The sequence below is a fragment of the Streptomyces sp. NPDC033174 genome (genome assembly GCF_055577795.1).
In genome coordinates, this window is sequence record NZ_JBVIPQ010000003.1 from 371,028 (window position 1) to 389,293 (window position 18,266).

An 18,266-nucleotide genomic window follows, 5' to 3' on the forward strand; every position below is an offset into this window, starting at 1 on the left:
GGCGCGTCCCGCCCGGCGCACGGACGCTCAGACGACATCGACCACGACGGGTCCGCCCGACAGGTCCACTTCGCTCGCCCACCCGGCCGGTATCCGGACGGACCTGGACGGCGAAGCCGGGGCCCGGAGCCGGGCGCGGTGCAGCACACGGCCGTCCTGGCTGAACGTCACCGTTCCGCTCGCTCCCTGACGGCCGGCTCGCACCAGGAACGCTCCGGCGTCCGGCCCGGTGATCCGGTTCGGCGCCACCCAGGCCAGCGGGTCCCGTGCCACCAGCGCCACGCCCGGGGCGGGCCAGTCGGCGCCCCCCAGGTGACGCAGGACCGAGGCGGCGACCGCCCGGCCCTCGGCGGCCGCGGTGCCGGCCCGCTCGATGCCGTGGAGGGCGTTGCCGACCGCGAAGACGCCCGGGCCCGTCGTACGGAACGAGGCGTCGACGGACGGGCCGCGGGTGCCGGGATCGAGGGCGAGGCCGCCGTACCGGGCCAGCTCGTGGTCCGGGATCCAGTCGCCGGTGAAGACGACCGTGTCGCAGTCGAGGGTCCTGGTCCGGCCGTCACGGTGACGCACGCGCACCCCCGACAGACGGCCCCGGCCCACCAGTTCGCCGATGGTCGCGCCGGTCAGCACGGGGAACGGCAGACGCCGGAGCAAGGGAGTGCCGCGGTATTCGCTGATCACCGCCGCCACCGTGACACCCGCCCCGGCGAGCGTGTGGGCGGCCCGGTGCGCGACCGGCTCTCCGCCGACCACGACCGCGCGGTGACCGACGGCCATGCCGTGGAGGTGGACGGTGCGCTGGAGCTCGCCGGTGGTGAGCACACCCGCCGGGCGTGAGCCCGGCACCAGACGGGCGCTTCGGGGCCGCTCCCGGGCGCCGGTGGCCAGGACGACCGCGCGGGCGGTGATCCGCTCCAGACCGGCCGGGCTCGTGGTGTCCAGGGTCAGGGGGCCGGCCCACCCGGTGGCCGTGACACCGGTACGGACCGCCGCACCGGCCCGTACGGCCGCGTCCACGAGCCGACGGGCGTAGACGGGCCCCTGTCCCGTCCCGCCCAGCTCCCGCAGCCCGAAGCCGCCGTGGTGGCACTGGTGGGGCACGCCCCCGGCGACGGGGTCGCGTTCCAGGACCACCACCCGCCCGGCGCCCGCGGCCGAAAGGCGCGCGGCGGCCGAGAGCCCGGCCGGTCCGGCGCCGACGATCAGCACGTCGACGGTGACGGCACGGTTCACGGCGCACCCCCCTCGAACAGCGCCCGGACCGCCGCCCCGCAGGAGAACCCCTGGCAGCGTCCGCCGCGCGCGCGGGTACGGCGGCGCAGCCCCTCGAGCGAGCCGGGCGGGATCGTACTGGTGAGCGCGTCGCGGATCTCGCCACGCGACACGCGCTCGCAGTGGCAGACGAGCGTGCCGTACTCCGGGTCCTCGGCGATCAGTTCGGCGCTGCGGTACGGGCGGGGGAACGCCTCGCCGATGTTGGGCATCCGCACCGGGGCCAGCCGGCCCGGCGTACGTGCCTCCAGGCCGCCGTCGCGCAGCAGCTCGACCACATGCGCGGCGATCGCCATCGACGCCGTCAGCCCCGTCGAACGGATCCCGCCCACCGTCACGTACCTCTGCTCCGGGTGTCCGGTGATCCGGTAGTCCTCGTGTCCGGTGGCCGCCCGCAGTCCCGCGTACACCGCGGTGACCTCCTCGTCCAGCAGCTCGGGCACGATCCGCCCGCCCCTCTCCCGCAGCAGCGCCAGTCCTTCCGCGGTCGATCCGGTGGCCGTCCTGTCGTCCAGGTCCTCCGCGGTCGGCCCCAGCAGCACTTTGCCGTACACCGTCGGCGCCACCAGAACCCCCTTGCCGAGCGCCCCGGGCACCGGCAGCAGGATGTGATTCACCAGGGAGCGGGCGAACGCGTCGAAGACGATCAGCTGGCCGCGCCGGGGCGTCACGGTGAAGTCGTGATGGCCCAGCAGCCGGTCGAACACGTCCGCGTACAGCCCGGCCGCGTTGACGAGATGACGGGTCCGCAGCCGCCCCCGGCCGGTGACGAGGGTGTGCGGCTCACCGGCCACCACGGACTGCACCCGGCAGTTCAGATGGAGGTCGACACCGCTGCGGACGGCTTGGGTCGCGTAGGCGAGCGTCGTCGTCCACGGACAGATGACGGCCTCGCCCGGTACGTCCAGCGCGCCGAGGACGCCGGGACCGAGGTGCGGCTCGCGCGCCCGTACCTCCTGGGAGCCGATGATCCGGGCCTCCCGGTAGCCGTTGCGTCCGGCCTTCCGTGCCAGGCCGTCGAGCGCCGCGAGCTGTTCCTGGTCCCAGGCGACGAGCAGGGCGCCGAGCGGCTCGACCGGGATGCCCGCCTCGGAGGCGTACGCGGCAAGCCGCCGCTGTCCGTCCCGTACGAGACCGGCTTCGAGGGACCCGGGGACGGCGTCGAAACCCGTGTGCAGGATGGCGGTATTGGCCTTGGACGTCCCGTCACCGACGTCGTCGGACGCCTCGACGAGCGCCGTGCGCAGCGGGTACCGGGCCAGTTCACGGGCGATCGCCGAGCCCACCACTCCCGCGCCGACGACCGTGACGTCGTAGACCTCGCCGGGGAGGCCGCCGGCCGTGGTGAGGGTCATGCCGGGCCGGGGAAGACCGGGGCTTCGGCGGCGGGGCCCTCGACGAGCGTCGCGACCGCCGCCCTGAACCGCGCGAGCCGCTCCGCCGCCCGCTCCGCCGGGACACGTGGCTCGTAGACGGCCGAGGGCTTCCACTCGGGTACGGCCTCTTCCACGGCGAGCGAGGGGTCCTGCCCCAGCCGGGCGACCGCCGCCACGCCGAGCGCGGTGACATCCGGCAGCGCCGACACCTCCACCGGGATCTGGAGGAGGTCGGCCTGGGTCTGCATCAGCAGGGCGGACCGGGTCAGTCCGCCGTCGACCCTGAGCGTGGTGAGGGGCGCGCCGAGGTCGGCGGCGACCGCGTCGGCGAGCCCGACGACCTGCGCGGCGATTCCGTCGCACAGCGCGCGGACCAGATGTCCGGCGGTCGTGTCGAGCCCGAGGCCCGTCATCGATCCCCGCACGTCGCCCCGCCACCAGGGCGCGGCCAGACCGGCGAGCGCGGGTACGAACGTGACACCGCCCGCGTCCGGTACGGCCCCGCCCACGGCGTCGATGTCCTCGGCGCCCGACAGCACCCCGAGGTCGGTCAGCCAGCGGACGGCGGACGCGGCGGTGTACACCTGCCCGTCGAGGCAGTAGCGGGTCTCTCCCCGCAGCCGCCATGCCACACAGCCGACCAGCCCTGAGCCGCTGCGGCGGGGGAGCGGTCCGCTCTGCGCGAGCAGGAACGCCCCTGTTCCGTACGTGCACTTGGCCGTTCCGGGCTCCGTGACGCTCTGCGCGAGCAGCGCGGCCTGCTGGTCCACGAGCAGTCCGGTCAGCGGGATCTGGGGGCCGAACGCGGTCGTGGCACCGACGGGGGTGTCCGCGTCGACGACCTCCGGCAGCCGCTCGTCCGTCAGGCCGAAGACGTCCAGGGCGGCCCGCGACCAGGCTACGGTGTCCAGGTCGAGCAGCTGGGTGCGGCCGGCGGTGGCCGCGTCGGTGACGAACGCTCCGGTGAGGCGGTGGACGAGCCAGGCGTCGCTGGTCGTCACCACGCCCTCGCCGGTGAGATGGCGGCGGATCCAGGCCATCTTGGGCGCGGCGAAGTAGGGGTCGAGGGGCAGGCCGGTGAGGTCGCGCAACGCGTCCGCGTGCGGGGCGAGTTCGGCGCAGAGCGGTTCGGCCCGCCGGTCCTGCCAGACGATCGCGTCGGTCAGCGGCTCACCGGTGGCCGGGTCCCAGGCGAGCACGGTCTCGCCCTGGTTGGCCAGACCGAGGGCCGTCACGGGTTCCCCCGCGGCGGCGAGCGCCTCGCGCCCGGCGTCGACGACCGAGGCGAGCAGTTCCCGGGGTTCGACCTCGACACGGCCTCCCGGCAGGTAGCGGGGCCGTACCGGCGCGGAGCCCGAGCCGATCACCCCGCGCTCCGGACAGACGACCAGAGCCTTCGTCCCCGAGGTGCCCTGATCCACGGCCAGCACGGGACCCGCCATCGTCCACTCCTGTCCGGCCCCCGGGAATCCGTCGAGGCCTTGATCGTCGACCGAAGCCTTCATCAGCCGACTCTGCGGCGTCAAGGTTCCACCGGTGTCAACGCCGCCACTGACACCTAGTCAAATTCCGGCCGTGGCCGAATAGTTGTGTTCGAACAGAAAAATGGATCGCCGGCGTCCGGCGGCCTCTATAGTGATCGCCGATCAACGGCACGTGACCAGGCCGGGGGCCCAACGGCGGTTCTGCAGCGTCGCAGTCACCGCCGGGCCGCCCCACCCCAGTGATCGAGGACCCATGACCACGACCGTCGCAAGACCCGCGCCGCCGGGCCGCCCGCCCACCTGGGCGGGGTGATGGCGGGCAACGACTTCCGGCCCGTCTACCACCCGGCAGGACACGACAACGCGCTGCGCGTCGCCGTGCAGGACCTGCGGACCGGCCGCTGGGTGTCGATGGCCCAGCTGCTCGCCGACACCACCGACTGGGCGCAGTGGACCCAGCGCACCCAGGTGCTGGCCGCCGTCGCCGCCGGCTCCGACGTCGTGCAGGCCTGGCAGGCCGAGGAACCCGACAGCGTCGCCGCGACCGTGATGCACACCCGCGTCGCCGTCGAACGGGCCGTGCGCGCCCACCGCGCCGCGCACCCGCGCACCCGCGAGCTGTGGCAGGAGGCCTGGTCGGCCTGCCGCCTCGCCGCCCACACCTCGCCCGCCGACCCGGTGCCGTGGGTGTGTCTCCTCGCCCTCGCCGTACTCGACGAACGCCAGCGCATGGAGGAACACCGGCTGGCGCCTCCGGGGCCGATGCTGCCGCCGGGCCCCTGGGGCCTGCTCGCGGAGGCGGACAAGCGCGACCCGTACAACCGCGAGGCCTACCACCGGATGCTGCAGTTCGTGTACGGGCGCAGCGCCGGACCGCTCTCCGAAGCGGTCAACTTCGCCCAGTGGGCGGCTGGTTCGGCTCCCGTCGGCTCGGCCCTTCACGTCCTGCCGCTCTACGTCCGGGTCGAGCGCTACCGCCGCGAGGGCGGCCAGGAAAGGGCGCTCGATCTGCACTGGGTCGCGGAGGACGCCACCCGCGACGCCCACCGGGCCCTCGACACCTGGTTCGCGTACACCGACCTGTCGGAAGCGTCCCTGCTGGATCTGAACCATCTGGCCCACGCCCTGTGGGGGGCGCTCCACTTCGACGACGCGGCCCGGGTGTTCAAGGCCCTCGGACCCTACTGGGCCACTCTCCCCTGGGCGTACCGCACCCGTGACCCGGCCGACCAGGCGCTGGCAGAGGAGGTGTTCCTCCGGGCGCGCAGCCGCAGCCTGGGCAACGACCGGTACCGCTGAACCGCACCCCCCCCGGCACCACCCCCGCACCGCCGCACCGCCCCGTCCCCCTGCTCCACCGTCTTTCGGAGGTACCGCCTTGTCCCGTACCGCATGGGCCGCCGGTCAGGATCGGCACGTCCCCCAGCACGACGAGGAGGAACGGCTGAGGGAACTCGGCTACCAGCCCGTCCTCGCCCGCCGGATGGGAGGCTTCGGGAATTTCGCGATCAGCTTCTCCGTCATATCCGTCCTCTCCGGCTGCATGACGCTGTACGGCTTCGGTCTGGGTACGGGAGGCCCGGCCGTGATGATGTGGGGATGGGCCGGCGTCGGCCTGTTCGTCCTGTGCGTGGGTCTCGCGCTCGCCGAGGTGACCAGCGCCTATCCCACCTCCGGCGCGCTCTACTACATGGCCGACCGGCTCGGCGGGCGGCGCTGGGGCTGGTACACCGGATGGCTCAACCTGCTCGGCCTGCTCGGCGCGATCGCCGGAATCGACTACGGCGCGGCCCTCTTCACCGGTGCGTTCCTCAATCTCCAGTGGGGCTTCGAGCCCACGGCCGGCTCCACCTTCCTGATCTTCCTGTGCATCCTGCTGCTGCACGCCGTCCTCAACCTGTTCGGCGTCCGGCTCGTCAGCGTCCTCAACTCGATCAGCGTGTGGTGGCACCTGGCCGGTGTCGCCGTGATCGTCGGCGCGCTCGCGATCGTCCCGGACCACCACCAGACGCCGAGCTTCGTCTTCACCGAGTTCGTCAACGACACCGGGTGGGCGAACCCCTTCTACGTGGCGGCCGTCGGCCTCCTGCTCGCGCAGTACACCTTCTCCGGCTACGACGCCTCCGCCCACCTCTCGGAGGAGACGTCCAACGCCTCCGTCACCGCCGCCAAGGGCATCGTCCGCGCCATCTGGGTCTCCTGGATCGCCGGCTTCGCCCTGCTCGCCGGACTGACCTTCGCGATCCAGGACTATACGGCCACCCAGGGCAGTGCGACCGGCGTCCCGCCCGCCCAGATCTTCCTCGACGCGCTCGGCTCCGGCGGCGCCACCGCCCTGCTGCTCGTCGTGATCGTGGCGCAGCTCTTCTGCGGCAACGCCGAGGTCGCGGCCGCCAGCCGTATGGTCTTCGCCTTCAGCCGGGACAACGCGCTGCCCGGCTCCGCGCTGTGGCGGAAGGTCAGCAGCCGCACCCAGACACCCGTCCCGGCCGTCTGGCTGTCGGTCGTCGTCGCCGGTGTACTCGCCGTGCCGTCGCTGTACTCCGCCACCGCCTACGGCGCGGTGACCGCCATCAACGTCATCGGAATCACCCCCGCCTACGCCATCCCGATCTATCTGCGCCTGCGCGCCGGCGACCGCTTCCAGCCCGGCCCGTGGAGCCTGGGCCGCTGGAGCAGGCCCATCGGGTGGACGGCCGTGATCTGGGTGGCTCTCGTGACGGTCCTCTTCTGCCTGCCGCAGAAGTCACCGGTCACCATCGACTCCATGAACTACGCCGTGATCGCACTGGCCGTGGTGCTGGTCCTCGCCAGTGTGTGGTGGTACGTCGCCCGTCGCTCGTACGGAACTCCTTCGGCGTACGGCAACGTCCGGGAGCAGGCGGAGATCGCCGAGGGCATCGTCTGACCCGCCGCCCGCGCCGCGGGGGTGCTCAGCCGGAGAACTCGTAGGTCCAGTCGGCCGAGTGCCCGGCGAAGTCGATGTCCGTGATCTCCAGCGCGTGCCCGTGCTGGTCGCTCACCACACGGTGGACGGCCAGCCGGGCGGCCCCGTCCTGGTCGTAGGGCGCCGGCTGCTGGACCCCGATCGTCTCCCGCCGGGTCAGTCGCAGGCCGGCCTGGTGCATCCAGTGGTAGAGCAGCCGCAGATCGGGTTGCTGCCCGCAGTCGTTGCCCTGCCGGTAGCGGCGCAGTTCGGGGATCTCCGCCAGCGCGTGGGCGGAGAACCGGGAGACGGACCGCTGCACCGGAGTCCCGTTCGGCGTCAGGACCCGATGGTGGTGGACCAGGGTGGGCTCGTCGGGCGCGAGGGCGAGCCGTGCGGCGAGGTCGACGGCCGGGGCCTCCCAGGTGAGCCCCGCGCGGACCAGCGCGCCGGTCGCCTCCGTGCCGCCCGGGAAGTACTGCTGACCTGGCGTCAGCACCGGCGCCTGCGGTTCCTGTTCGCCCGAGGCGGCGAAGGTTCCGCGCCGGTCGGTGACGACGAGCCGCTGGTCGCGCAGGAGTTGCAGCGCGCTGCGGACCGTCTGCCGGTTGACGCGGAAGCGGTGCGCCATGGACCTTTCCGACGGGAGTCGGCTGCCCGGGGCGATACGCCGGTGGGTGAGGTCGTCCGTCAGTGCGGCGGCGACGCGGAGGTAGAGCGGAAGCTCGGTCAGGTCGCGATCGGGCTCAGCCATGATCAACCCTCTCTTCGGTCTCTTCGCTCAGTGTGACCGGATGGCCCGTATGGGTGATCAATCTCTATCATTGGTCTAAACCTATAGGGAAGAGAGGTCCCGGAGTCTGGCCGAAACGGGGTAGCGCCGCCGCGGCGGGGAGTCCTCGCGGCCCATGAACTCCGGGCCCGGCCCGTGCGCCCCGGGCCGGGGGCGCACGGAGATGGCCGGATCAGCGGGCCTCTTCCACCGGTTCGGGCTTCAGCGGCGGCTCGTGGGGCGTCCTCGGTGCCGGTCCGAACAGCACCGCGCGGGCCACCCTCGGCGCGAACAGCGAGGTCAGCGGAGCGCTCAGGGTCAGTACGGAGCGGAACGCCGCACCCACGACCGGGTCGCCGGAGTACCGCTCCTGGACCCGCTTGAGGTACCAGCCGGCCGGCTTGTCCGCCATCTTGACCCGCGCCGCGTCCCCCTGCGCGCCCGGCATGTTCTTGTCCGCTCCCGCGGAGATGTCCCACGCCTGTCTCGACGCGTCGAACAGGGCCCGCTGCACGCGGCGGGTGGTCGGGGTGCGCCGCGGGTCGGCCAGCGCCCGGCGCAGCGCGACGGCGCTGATCGCCGCGACCGCCATGCCCTGTCCGTAGATCGGGTTGAAGGCGCAGAGGGCGTCGCCCGTCGCCAGGAAGCCGGCGGGGCGACGGCCCGGACGGTCGTAGCGGCGGCGGATGTTGGCCGTGTTGCGGAAGCCGTGCACGGCCGAGTCGGGCTCGGCCCCGGCGATCCACTCCCGCAGGATGGGGTGCGGGAGCCTGCCGGCGAACTCCTCGAACCCGGCCGCGTCCGTGGGGGGTTCGCAGCCCCGGAGACCCGAGAGGGTCACGAGCACCCGGCCGTCCTCGATGGGCAGCGCCACACCGCCGTACACCTGCCGGGGGTTGGGGACGATGTAGTAGCCGCGCACGTCGGGGCCCAGGGTGCCCTTCGTGTCCTTGTAGACCCGGGTGGCGTAGGCGAGGCCGGTGTCCAGGGTCTCCTCGTGCGGCGCCTCGGCGCCGATGGCCGCAAGCCAGTCGGGCGCGCGGGTGCCCCGGCCGGAGGCGTCCACGACCAGATCGGCCTCCAGCGGGCGGGATCCCTTCGGGGCGTCCGCCCCCCGCTCGCGCAGCAGCACGCCCCGCACGCGGGAGGAGTCGCCCAGCAGGCCCACGACCTCCGAGCCCTCGACCGTCCCGATCCGCGGGTCCGCGAGCACCCGCCGGCGCACCAGCGCCTCGAACTGGGGGCGCGAGCCGGTGAAGAAGTGCGAGGTCGCGGGCATCCGGCGGAACCAGCGGCCGTTCTGCCACTGGATGACGTCCCGGGGCACGCCGACCCGGGGCGCGCCCTGTTCGCGCAGTTCGTCGACGAGGCCCGGGAGCAGCTCGTCGAGCGCGCTCTGGCCGCCCTCGAGCAGCACGTGGAGGTGGCGGCCCTGAGGGACGCCGGGCCGGGGGTCGGCGCCCTCGGGCAGACGGTCCCGCTCGACGATCGTCACGCGCTCCGCGTGCTCGGCGAGCACCCGGGCCGCGAGCAGCCCCGCCAGGCTTCCCCCCACGACCACCGCGTGCCGTGTCCGCATCCCCGCCCCGTGTGCCGTCCCCAACTGCTCGCCCATGCCCGCCCCTTCACGCTCTTGATCTAGGACTGACCAGTATCCACGGTCCGTGCGGGAACGTCGCGGGCGCCGAGCCGCAGATGCCCCATGGGTGGACGGCCTCGTCCAGGCGCTGGGCGACATGTTGCCGTGGAGGCCGTACTCGAACCGGCGGCCCGGGCGTACGCCGTTGACGCGGCTCGGGACGCGGCTCCCCGCCCGCCCGGCCTCGGGGACGCCACCCGCCCAGGCGCGGCCCCCGTCTACTCCACCTGCTCCAGCTCGTCCAGTTCCTTCAGCGCATGGGTCAGCCACTCGATCCAGAAGCGTTCCATGTCGATCCCGCCCCGCAGGACCACGTGGCGCAGCCGGTCCTCCGTGGTGTTCCGCTCCGGTGGGAAGTGCCGTTCCTCGATCGCCAGATACTCGTCCAGCTGGCGACGGTGCAGCCCGAGGTGCCGGTTCAGTTCGTTCCGGAGGCCCTGCGTGCCGACCACCGCCGCCGCGCGCATCCGCAGCAGCAGGGCGTCCCTCACCGGCTTGGGGTCCTCGCGGGCGGCCACCCACTCGGTCAGTTCGGCGCGCCCGGCCGGCAGGACCTCGTACTCCTTCTTCTGCCCACGGGCCGGTGCCTGGAACGGCAGGGCACGGATGTGCCCCGCCTGCTCCAGCTTTCCCAGCTCGCGATAGATCTGCTGATGCGTGGCCGACCAGAAGTAGCCGATCGACCGGTCGAAGCGACGCGTCAGTTCGAGACCCGACGAGGGCTTCTCGAGCAGGGCGGTCAGGATCGCGTGCGGGAGTGACATGACCCGCATCCTAGGGACAGCGGGTCACAGCGCCGCCGCCAGCCGGGTGCCCTGGTCGATCGCGCGCTTGGCGTCCAGCTCCGCGGCCACGTCGGCGCCGCCGATGAGGTGGACGGAGAGCCCGGCCGCCGACAGCTCGTCGAACAGCTCGCGGCGCGGCTCCTGGCCGGTGCAGAGCACGACGGTGTCCACCGGCACGGTCTGCCGCTCGCCGTCGACGGTGATGTGCAGGCCCTGGTCGTCGATCCGGTCGTAGGACGCGCCCGCGACCATCGTCACGCCCCGGTGCTTCAGCTCGGTGCGGTGGATCCAGCCGGTCGTCTTGCCGAGTCCGGCGCCGACCTTGGAGCTCTTGCGCTGGAGCAGGTGGACCGTGCGCGGCGGCTCGGGACGCTCGGGCGCGCGCAGTCCGCCGCGCGTCGCGTACTCCGTGTCGACGCCCCACAGCCGGAAGTACGTCTCGGGGTCCTGGCTCGCTCCCTCGCCGCCGTCGGTGAGGAATTCGGCGACGTCGAACCCGATGCCGCCCGCGCCGATGATGGCGACGCGCTCGCCGACCGGTGCCCCGTCGCGCAGGACGTCCAGATAGCTGACGACGCTCGGGTGGTCGATGCCCTCGATGGCGGGAGTCCGCGGGGTCACGCCGGTGGCGACGACGACCTCGTCGAAGCCGGCGAGCAGCTCGGCGGTGGCCACCGTGTTCAGCCGGACCTCGACGCCGCGCAGGCCGAGCTGCGTACGGAAGTAGCGCAGGGTCTCGTTGAACTCCTCCTTGCCCGGGACCCGCTTGGCGACGTTCAGCTGCCCGCCGATCTCCGCGGCGGCGTCGAACAGCGTCACGTCGTGGCCGCGCTCGGCCGCCGAGACGGCGCAGGCGAGCCCGGCCGGGCCGGCGCCGACGACGGCGACCCGCTTGGCCAGCCGGGTCGGGGAGAGGACGAGCTCGGTCTCGTGGCAGGCGCGCGGGTTGACCAGGCAGGAGGTGATCTTGCCGCTGAAGGTGTGGTCCAGGCAGGCCTGGTTGCAGCCGATGCAGGTGTTGATGGTGTCGGCGCGGTCCTCCCGCGCCTTGGCGACGAAGTCGGGGTCGGCCAGGAACGGCCGGGCCATCGACACCATGTCCGCGCGGCCCTCGGCGAGCAACCGCTCGGCGACCTCGGGGGTGTTGATGCGGTTGCTGGTGACCAGCGGCACGGACACCGCGCCCATCAGCTTCTTCGTCACCCAGCTGTACGCGCCGCGCGGCACCGACGTCGCGATGGTCGGGATGCGGGCCTCGTGCCAGCCGATGCCCGTATTGATGATCGTCGCGCCGGCCGCCTCGATCTCCTTGGCGAGCGCGACGACCTCGTCGAGGGTCGAGCCGCCGGGCACGAGGTCCAGCATCGACAGCCGGTAGATGACGATGAAGTCCTCGCCGACCCGCTCACGGATGCGGCGGACGATCTCCAGCGGGAAGCGGACGCGGTTCTCGTACGAGCCGCCCCAGCGGTCCTCGCGCCGGTTGGTCGCCGCCGCGATGAACTCGTTGATGAGATAGCCCTCGGAGCCCATGACCTCGACGCCGTCGTAGCCGGCGGACTTGGCGAGCTCCGCGCACCGGGCGTAGTCCTCGACCGTCTGCTCGACCTCGTCGTCGGTGAGGGCGTGGGGGACGAAGGGGCTGATGGGCGCCTGGACGGCGCTGGGCGCGACCAGGGCCGGGTGGTACGCGTACCGGCCGAAGTGCAGGATCTGCATCGCGATCCGGCCGCCCTCGGCGTGGACGGCTTCGGTGACGACCCGGTGCTGGGCCGCCTCCTCCTCGGTGGTGAGCTTGGCGCCGCCGTCGTAGGGCCGTCCCGCGTCGTTCGGGGCGATGCCGCCGGTCACCATGAGACCGACGCCGCCCCGGGCCCGGGCCGCGTAGAAGGCGGCCATCCGCTCGAAGCCGTTCTCGGCCTCCTCGAGACCGATGTGCATGGAGCCCATGAGCACCCGGTTCGGCAGGGTGGTGAACCCGAGATCGAGAGGGCTCAGCAGGTGCGGGTACGGGGTCATGGGGGCGCCTCCTCGCGCTGGTCGTCACCCTGTTCTAGACGACCGGGAAGCCGTTATGCAACTAGTTGCACAAAAGCGCGAGGCGCATCACACCGCGCCGTCACCCCTCCCGCGCCGCCGCGGCCCAGCGGCCCAGCTCCTCCGGCGTCCTCGGCCCCTCCTCGTCCGCGCCCAGCAGGCCCTGCGCCCGGAGCGCCGCGGTCACCGCCATCCCCCAGGGGCGGCGCAGCCGCGCCGCGTCGAGCAGCGCGTCGTCCGCGAGCAGCTCCGCGATCGGACCGGTGCGCAGCCCGGAGGGGGAGAGCACCGCGGCCTCGTCCGCCCAGCGCAGCGCCAGATCCACGTCGTGCGTCGCCATCACCACGGTCGTCCCGGAGTCCCGCAGCCGCCCGAGCACCTCGAGAAGCCGCTCCTGCCCGTGCGGATCCAGACCTGCCGTCGGCTCGTCCATGATCAGTACCCGGGGCCGCATGGCGACGGCGCCCGCGATGGCCGCGCGCTTGCGCTGCCCGTACGACAGCAGATGCGTCGGCCGGTCCTCCAGGGCCACGATGTCCAGCGCCTCCAGGGCCTCCCGCACCCGGACCCGTACCTCCTCCTCCGCGAGCCCCAGATTCATCGGGCCGAAGGAGACGTCCTGCCCCACCGAGGCCGCGAACAACTGGTCGTCGGGGTCCTGGACGACCAGCTGCACGGTCGTGCGCAGCCGGGTCAGGCCCTTCCGGTCGTACGACACGTCCTCGCCGTTCAGCCGCAGCCGGCCGCTGCCGCACTTCAGCCCCCCGCTCAGCAGCCGCAGCAGCGTCGTCTTGCCGCTGCCGTTGCGGCCGAGCAGCGCCATCGCCCGCCCCTCGGGAACGACGAAGTCGACGGACTCGAGGACGGGCGGCCCGTCCTCGTAGGCGAATCCCGCCCGGACGAGTTCCACGACGGGCGCCCCGGCGGCTCGGGCGGCCGACTCCGCGCCCGTTCCCGCCGCGGGGGGCGGGCTCATCGACGCGCTCATGGCAGAGACCTTTCGAGTACGAGAGTGAGGACGACGAGGCCCGCGAGCAGCGCCCCCGTCGCGGCGAGGAAACGACGGGACACGACGGCCTGCGGCACCAGCACCCGCAGCGTCCCGTCGTAGCCGCGTCCTGCCAGACCCGTCTGCAGCCGCTGGGCCCGGTCGAAGGCGCGGACGAACGCCGTCGCGCCCAGTCCGGCCAGCGAACGCCAGGTGGCCGACCGGGTGGTCAGACCCAGCCGCGCGGCCTGCGCCTGCCGGATCCGGGACATCGCGTCCAGCAGCAGAAAACTGATCCGGTACATCACCAGGGCCACGTCCACGACCGGTGCCGGGACACCCGCCCGCACCAGCCGGGGCAGGACATCGGAGACCGGAGTCGTGAAGGCGAACAACAGCACCCCGAGCGAGGCAGCCGACGTGCGCAACAGCAGCTCTCCCGCGTGCACCGGTCCGCCGGGCGCGAGCGTGACGAACCCGCCCTCCCCGCCGACCTGGAACAGCAGCGGTACCGCTCCCGTGACGCAGAAACCCAGGGGGATGCGGAACGCCCGCCACAACTGGCGCGGCGCGACCCCGGCGGGCCCGAGAAGCACGGCGAGCGTGGCGGCGGCGACCAGCACCGCGCCCGGCCAGGGCGGCAGGCACACGGCGCAGAGCGTCAGCCCGAAGCCCAGGACGGCCTTCTCGCACGGATGACGGCGGCGCCAGCGGCTGCTGTGCGCCGCGGCGTCGATCGGCAGCACCGGCGGTCAGGCGAGCGGATCGCCGGCGGCGGACGCGTCCGCGCGGGCGCTGCCGCTGTCTTCGGGGGCCTGGTCCTCGAGGGTCGGGCCTTCGAGAGCCTGGTCTTCGGGGGCCGGGGCGTCGTCTGCCGGCGTTTTCCCCTCGCCGGACCGGGTGGCGGCCCGGACGGCCGCGCGCTCCTCGCCCTGCCTGCGCCCCCTGTGCAGTCCGAAGTAGTACGCGAGGACTCCGGCGCCCAGGGCCGCCTGGAGCGAGAACAGCGCCGACTCGATCTCGCCCGACGGCGGCTCGTACAGCGGGCTGAACCAGGGCTCGTAGTCCGGCTCCATCTCGGTGATGGCCGCCTCGGCCTCACCGTCCGCTCCCGTGAACGGCTCCTGCTTGTGGTCGCCCAGGCCCAGGACCAGCGGCAGCACCGCGAGCGCCGCGACGACGACGAGGAGCAGGGTGTTGATTTTCGCGTTACGGGTCATCAGAGCGCCGCCTCCGCCTTCTCGTCGTTCTCGCGCCGGGCGCGCCCGCCCTGGAGCAGCACGCCGAGCCGGGTCAGTTCACCCTTGCTCGACTGGATGAGCAGCCGCATCACCAGCACGGTGAGCAGCCCCTCGCTGACCGCCAGCGGGATCTGGGTGACGGCGAAGATGCCCCCGAACTTCCCCAGCGCGCCGACGAATCCGCTGCTCGGGTCGGGGAACGCCAGCGCGAGCTGGATGCTGGTGACGCAGTACGTCGACAGGTCGGCGACGAACGCGCCGGAGAACACGCTGACCATCAGCGGCACATCGAACCGCCGGAGCAGCCAGTACACGCCGTACCCCGCCCAGGGCCCCACGATCGCCATGGAGAAGGCGTTGGCGCCCAGAGTGGTCAGTCCGCCGTGCGCGAGCAGCAGCGCCTGGAAGAGCAGGGTGATCGTGCCCAGGACCGCCATGATCGGCGGCCGGAACAGCATCGCCCCCAGCCCCGTCCCGGTCGGGTGGGAGCAACTCCCCGTCACCGAGGGGATCTTGAGCGCGGAGAGGACGAACGTGAATGCGCCGGAGGCGCCGAGCAGCAGAGTGGACTCCGGATTGGCCTTGACCTCCTTGGTCAGGGCCCGTACGCCGTGAACGACGAAGGGGGCGGAAGCGACGCCCCAGGCGGCGGCGTGCAACGGGGGCAGATACCCCTCGGCTATATGCATGGTTGGGAGACCCTCTCCAGCACCTCGTGGATGGACAGCGCACCTTGGCCGGTCTCCTGGCTTACGGGTGATGCCGTCCGGGCGCTCCGCCTTCCCGGAGACCGCGGTCCTCCGCGGCGTTCCAGTGGCTTCCCCGGGGGCGTTCCCCGAGTGGATGGAGCCGGACTTCCCGATCACAGTGGCGAGGGCCGCACCGGTACCGCACCGGTTTCCCGTACACCAAGGCGGTGTGACATTAGTGCTTTGACCAGGTACATCACAACCCGCGCACGGTCGCACCACCCGGCGCGACCCCTCACTGGTGTCACTGTTTGCGGTAGCCGTACGCCTCCGACGCCGCCGCCTCGACCGCGTCCAGGTCCCCGCCCGCCGACGCCGTCACCAGAGCCGCCACCGCGCCTTCGACGAACGGCGCGTCGACGAGCCGGGTCTTCTCCGGGAGTTCGTCGCCCTCGGCCAGCAGCGCCTTCACGGTCAGGACGGCGCTGCCCAGATCGACCAGGACCGCCACTCCCGCGCCCCGGTCGACCGAGGCGGCGGCGGCCGTGATCAGCTCGGAGCTGGTGCCCAGGCCGCCGTCGGGAGTGCCGCCGGCGGGAGCGATCGGGGCCGTCGCCGCGCCCGCGAGCCCCTGGGCCAGGGCGGCCACCGAGGCGGCGACGGCGGCGCTGTGCGACACGAGGACGATGCCCACCTGCTCGCTCACGCGGACACCCCCTGGTCCTGCGCGGTGTCGGCGAGCGTCGCGATCAGCAGCGCGGAGGAGGTGGCTCCCGGGTCCTGGTGGCCGATGCTGCGCGGACCGAGGTAACTGGCCCTGCCCTTGCGGGCCTGGAGGGGTACGGTCGCCACCGCGCCTTCCCGGGCCGCGTCCCTCGCCGCGGCGAACGACTCGGCGAGCCTCTCCGCGGCCGGCTCCAGGGCGTCCAGCATCGTCTTGTCCCCGACCGCCGCCCCACCCAGCTGGGCCACGGCCGCGACCCCGGCCCGCAGCGCGTCGGCCAGCTGAGCGCGGGTCACCTCGGGGGCGTCGCCGAGCGCCTTGCCCGTGCGTCGCAGCAGCGTTCCGTACAGCGGTCCGGACGCGCCGCCGACGGTCGAGATCAGCTGTCGTCCCGCCGCCGCCAGCACGGCTCCGGGCGTGCCGGGGCTCTCCTTCTCCAGGACGGCGACGACGGCGGTGAATCCGCGTCGGAGGTTGGTTCCGTGGTCGGCGTCGCCGATGGCGGAGTCCAGCTCGGTGAGGCGGTCGGCCTCGCGGTCCACGGCGGCCGCGGCGGTGGCGAGCCAGCGGCGGAAGAAGTCGGTGTCGAGCACAGTCACCGCGGTCATGTCCCCTCTCACCGGCCCCAGCGCAGGGCGGGGGTCTCCACCGGAGCGTCCCAGAGCCGCAGCAGCTGCTCGTCCACCTGGCACAGGGTGACCGAGCAGCCGGCCATGTCGAGTGAGGTCACATAGTTGCCGACGAGGGTGCGGGCCACCGGGACGCCCCGCTCGCGCAGGACGCGCTGCACCTCCGCGTTGAAGCCGTACAGCTCCAGCAGCGGGGTGGCGCCCATGCCGTTGACGAGGGCCAGCACGGGCCCGTCGGGGCGCAGATCCTCCAGAACGGCGTTGACCGCGAAGTCCGCGATCTCCCGCGAGGTCATCATGGCGCGCCGCTCCCGCCCGGGCTCGCCGTGGATGCCGATGCCCAACTCCAGTTCGCCGGGCGGAAGGTCGAAGGTGGGGCTGCCCTTCGCGGGCGTGGTGCAGGCGCTCAGCGCCACCCCGAAGCTCCGTGAACTCGTGTTCACCTGACGGGCGATGCTCTCCACCCGCTCCAGCGGCTGTCCCTCTTCGGCCGCCGCTCCCGCGATCTTCTCCACGAAGAGCGTGGCGCCCGTGCCGCGACGGCCCGCCGTGTAGAGGCTGTCCGTCACGGCGACGTCGTCGTTCACGAGCACCTTGGCGACCTGGACACCTTCGTCCTCGGCGAGCTCGGCGGCCATCTCGAAGTTGAGGACGTCACCGGTGTAGTTCTTGATGACGAAGAGCACCCCGGCCCCACTGTCGACGGCCGCGGCCGCGCGCACCATCTGGTCCGGCACGGGGGAGGTGAACACTTCGCCGGGGCAGGCGGCGGACAGCATTCCCGGCCCGACGAACCCGCCGTGCAGGGGCTCGTGCCCGGAGCCGCCCCCGGACACCAGGCCCACCTTCCCGGCGACAGGGGCGTCGCGGCGCAGCACGACCCGGTTCTCCACATCGACGACGAGCCCGGGGTGGGCGGCCGCCATTCCGCGCAGGGCGTCGGCGACGACGGTCTCCGGGACGTTGATCAGCATCCTCACGGGTATCTCCTCGGCCGGCGGGCTTGGGTCACTCTTCACGATACGGATCGTGGTGGAGGAATGTGCGGAAGCCGGCGCCGCTCCGGGCGGAGGGCAGTGCGCGCGGGCCGGCCCGGGTTGCGCTGCGCGCGTGGCGCTGCTGGCGCTGACCCCGCTCCGTCCGGACGCGCGGGTGGGGCGGACCCGCTCCGTCCCGACGTGCGGGTGGCCGGTGGCCGAACGAGAATGGGCCAGATCCCCCGTAGCCCGCCCGGCAGGAGACTTCCATGCTCGAACGCAAGCAGTGCCAGGACCGAGCCGAGATCACCTTCGTCCTCCCCGCGGACTCCCCGCCCGGGCCCGTCAGCGTGGTGGGCGATTTCAACGACTGGAAGCCCGGCGCCCACCCCTTGCGGACGAACGGTGACGGCACCCGCTCCGTCACCGTCGCACTGCCCGGAAAGGCCACGCACACGTTCCGCTATCTGGCCGCCGGGGACTACTGGTTCAACGAGGAGAGCGCGGACGGCCACGACGGCCCCAACAGCCGCCTCGAGACCTGAGGCGGCTGCAGGCGACGGCCACGGACGACAGCGCCGGAGGGGCCGGGGAGCACGTTCCCCGGCCCTCCGGCGCGCACGAACGGGCGCACGAGCGGGCGCGAGGACGGATGAGGGGCGGCGAGGGGCGGCGAGGGGACGGGGCGGCGGGACGCATGAGCCGGCGGTGTCGGGGGACCCGTAAG

17 protein-coding genes and 1 riboswitch are annotated in these 18,266 nt (G+C 73.1%); of the genes, 3 read left to right on the forward strand and 14 right to left on the reverse strand.

Annotation, left to right across the window (positions count from 1 at the left end):
* Positions 1–27: 27 nt before the first annotated feature.
* From ACZ5VC_RS11815 to ACZ5VC_RS11825, 3 genes are read right to left on the reverse strand one after another with little or no spacing between them, the layout of a single operon-like run.
* Positions 28–1,233: an FAD-dependent oxidoreductase gene (locus ACZ5VC_RS11815; RefSeq protein WP_469119901.1), complete on the reverse strand. Its 1,206-nt coding sequence runs from the start codon at positions 1,231–1,233 to the stop codon at positions 28–30.
* On the reverse strand, positions 1,230–2,627 hold the full coding sequence (locus tag ACZ5VC_RS11820) for an FAD-dependent oxidoreductase (RefSeq protein ID WP_469119902.1): 1,398 nt from the start codon (positions 2,625–2,627) through the stop codon (positions 1,230–1,232). The genes ACZ5VC_RS11815 and ACZ5VC_RS11820 overlap by 4 nt, the downstream gene beginning before the upstream one ends.
* The gene (locus ACZ5VC_RS11825; RefSeq protein WP_469120216.1) at positions 2,624–4,090 is read right to left on the reverse strand and encodes an FGGY family carbohydrate kinase; all 1,467 of its coding nucleotides are present in this window, start codon (positions 4,088–4,090) and stop codon (positions 2,624–2,626) included. The genes ACZ5VC_RS11820 and ACZ5VC_RS11825 overlap by 4 nt, the downstream gene beginning before the upstream one ends.
* A 354-nt stretch (positions 4,091–4,444) precedes the next feature.
* On the opposite strand from ACZ5VC_RS11825, the gene ACZ5VC_RS11830 reads away from it, so the two are divergent.
* Positions 4,445–5,431 carry a hypothetical protein gene (locus ACZ5VC_RS11830; RefSeq protein WP_469119903.1) on the forward strand — a complete coding sequence of 329 codons (987 nt, stop codon included), beginning with the start codon at positions 4,445–4,447 and terminating at the stop codon, positions 5,429–5,431.
* Between the two features lie 184 nt (positions 5,432–5,615).
* Positions 5,616–7,040 (forward strand): amino acid permease, encoded by a 1,425-nt coding sequence (locus ACZ5VC_RS11835; protein ID WP_469120217.1) that lies wholly within the window; start codon positions 5,616–5,618, stop codon positions 7,038–7,040.
* A gap of 25 nt (positions 7,041–7,065) precedes the next feature.
* Here the strand turns inward: ACZ5VC_RS11835 and ACZ5VC_RS11840 are convergent, their stop codons facing one another.
* From ACZ5VC_RS11840 to dhaK, 11 genes are all read right to left on the reverse strand, one after another.
* Positions 7,066–7,812 carry a GntR family transcriptional regulator gene (locus ACZ5VC_RS11840; protein ID WP_469119904.1) on the reverse strand — a complete coding sequence of 249 codons (747 nt, stop codon included), beginning with the start codon at positions 7,810–7,812 and terminating at the stop codon, positions 7,066–7,068.
* Between the two features lie 211 nt (positions 7,813–8,023).
* A complete protein-coding gene (locus ACZ5VC_RS11845; RefSeq protein ID WP_469119905.1) occupies positions 8,024–9,445 on the reverse strand; it encodes an FAD-dependent oxidoreductase in 1,422 nt (473 codons plus the stop codon).
* Positions 9,446–9,687: 242 nt separating this feature from the next.
* Positions 9,688–10,233, reverse strand: coding sequence for a PadR family transcriptional regulator (locus tag ACZ5VC_RS11850; protein WP_469119906.1), 546 nt, complete (start codon positions 10,231–10,233; stop codon positions 9,688–9,690).
* A gap of 24 nt (positions 10,234–10,257) precedes the next feature.
* Positions 10,258–12,273 (reverse strand): NADPH-dependent 2,4-dienoyl-CoA reductase, encoded by a 2,016-nt coding sequence (locus tag ACZ5VC_RS11855; RefSeq protein WP_469119907.1) that lies wholly within the window; start codon positions 12,271–12,273, stop codon positions 10,258–10,260.
* Between the two features lie 100 nt (positions 12,274–12,373).
* Positions 12,374–13,267, reverse strand: coding sequence for an energy-coupling factor ABC transporter ATP-binding protein (locus tag ACZ5VC_RS11860; RefSeq protein WP_469120218.1), 894 nt, complete (start codon positions 13,265–13,267; stop codon positions 12,374–12,376).
* Between the two features lie 8 nt (positions 13,268–13,275).
* Positions 13,276–14,025 carry a cobalt ECF transporter T component CbiQ gene (cbiQ, locus tag ACZ5VC_RS11865; protein ID WP_469119908.1) on the reverse strand — a complete coding sequence of 250 codons (750 nt, stop codon included), beginning with the start codon at positions 14,023–14,025 and terminating at the stop codon, positions 13,276–13,278.
* Positions 14,026–14,031: 6 nt separating this feature from the next.
* Positions 14,032–14,499: an energy-coupling factor ABC transporter substrate-binding protein gene (locus tag ACZ5VC_RS11870; protein ID WP_469119909.1), complete on the reverse strand. Its 468-nt coding sequence runs from the start codon at positions 14,497–14,499 to the stop codon at positions 14,032–14,034.
* Positions 14,499–15,209 carry an energy-coupling factor ABC transporter permease gene (locus tag ACZ5VC_RS11875; RefSeq protein ID WP_469119910.1) on the reverse strand — a complete coding sequence of 237 codons (711 nt, stop codon included), beginning with the start codon at positions 15,207–15,209 and terminating at the stop codon, positions 14,499–14,501. Before ACZ5VC_RS11875 ends, ACZ5VC_RS11870 begins: the two co-directional genes overlap by 1 nt.
* Positions 15,210–15,238: 29 nt before the next feature.
* A riboswitch (cobalamin riboswitch) is annotated at positions 15,239–15,448 on the reverse strand.
* A 65-nt stretch (positions 15,449–15,513) separates the two neighbouring features.
* Complete coding sequence (locus tag ACZ5VC_RS11880; protein ID WP_469119911.1) at positions 15,514–15,915, reverse strand: PTS-dependent dihydroxyacetone kinase phosphotransferase subunit DhaM; 402 nt, start codon at positions 15,913–15,915, stop codon at positions 15,514–15,516.
* Positions 15,912–16,526, reverse strand: a complete 615-nt coding sequence (dhaL, locus tag ACZ5VC_RS11885) for a dihydroxyacetone kinase subunit DhaL (protein WP_469120219.1) — start codon at positions 16,524–16,526, stop codon at positions 15,912–15,914. Before dhaL ends, ACZ5VC_RS11880 begins: the two co-directional genes overlap by 4 nt.
* 23 nt (positions 16,527–16,549) lie before the next feature.
* Positions 16,550–17,542 carry a dihydroxyacetone kinase subunit DhaK gene (dhaK, locus tag ACZ5VC_RS11890; RefSeq protein WP_469120220.1) on the reverse strand — a complete coding sequence of 331 codons (993 nt, stop codon included), beginning with the start codon at positions 17,540–17,542 and terminating at the stop codon, positions 16,550–16,552.
* A 266-nt stretch (positions 17,543–17,808) separates the two neighbouring features.
* Between dhaK and ACZ5VC_RS11895 the strand changes: the two genes are divergently transcribed.
* Positions 17,809–18,084, forward strand: a complete 276-nt coding sequence (locus tag ACZ5VC_RS11895; protein ID WP_469119912.1) for an isoamylase early set domain-containing protein — start codon at positions 17,809–17,811, stop codon at positions 18,082–18,084.
* The last annotated feature ends 182 nt before the right edge of the window (positions 18,085–18,266 follow it).

Excerpts from the sequence above, each read along its gene's own strand:
- ACZ5VC_RS11860 (WP_469120218.1), bottom strand. The coding sequence starts at position 13,267 with ATGAGCCCGCCCCCCGCGGCGGGAACGGGCGCGGAGTCGGCCGCCCGA.
- ACZ5VC_RS11825 (WP_469120216.1), bottom strand. The coding sequence starts at position 4,090 with ATGGCGGGTCCCGTGCTGGCCGTGGATCAGGGCACCTCGGGGACGAAG.
- ACZ5VC_RS11830 (WP_469119903.1), top strand. The coding sequence starts at position 4,445 with ATGGCGGGCAACGACTTCCGGCCCGTCTACCACCCGGCAGGACACGAC.
- ACZ5VC_RS11845 (WP_469119905.1), bottom strand. The coding sequence starts at position 9,445 with ATGGGCGAGCAGTTGGGGACGGCACACGGGGCGGGGATGCGGACACGG.
- ACZ5VC_RS11840 (WP_469119904.1), bottom strand. The coding sequence starts at position 7,812 with ATGGCTGAGCCCGATCGCGACCTGACCGAGCTTCCGCTCTACCTCCGC.
- ACZ5VC_RS11850 (WP_469119906.1), bottom strand. The coding sequence starts at position 10,233 with ATGTCACTCCCGCACGCGATCCTGACCGCCCTGCTCGAGAAGCCCTCG.
- ACZ5VC_RS11895 (WP_469119912.1), top strand. The coding sequence starts at position 17,809 with ATGCTCGAACGCAAGCAGTGCCAGGACCGAGCCGAGATCACCTTCGTC.
- ACZ5VC_RS11875 (WP_469119910.1), bottom strand. The coding sequence starts at position 15,209 with ATGCATATAGCCGAGGGGTATCTGCCCCCGTTGCACGCCGCCGCCTGG.
- ACZ5VC_RS11870 (WP_469119909.1), bottom strand. The coding sequence starts at position 14,499 with ATGACCCGTAACGCGAAAATCAACACCCTGCTCCTCGTCGTCGTCGCG.
- ACZ5VC_RS11835 (WP_469120217.1), top strand. The coding sequence starts at position 5,616 with ATGGGAGGCTTCGGGAATTTCGCGATCAGCTTCTCCGTCATATCCGTC.
- ACZ5VC_RS11820 (WP_469119902.1), bottom strand. The coding sequence starts at position 2,627 with ATGACCCTCACCACGGCCGGCGGCCTCCCCGGCGAGGTCTACGACGTC.
- ACZ5VC_RS11855 (WP_469119907.1), bottom strand. The coding sequence starts at position 12,273 with ATGACCCCGTACCCGCACCTGCTGAGCCCTCTCGATCTCGGGTTCACC.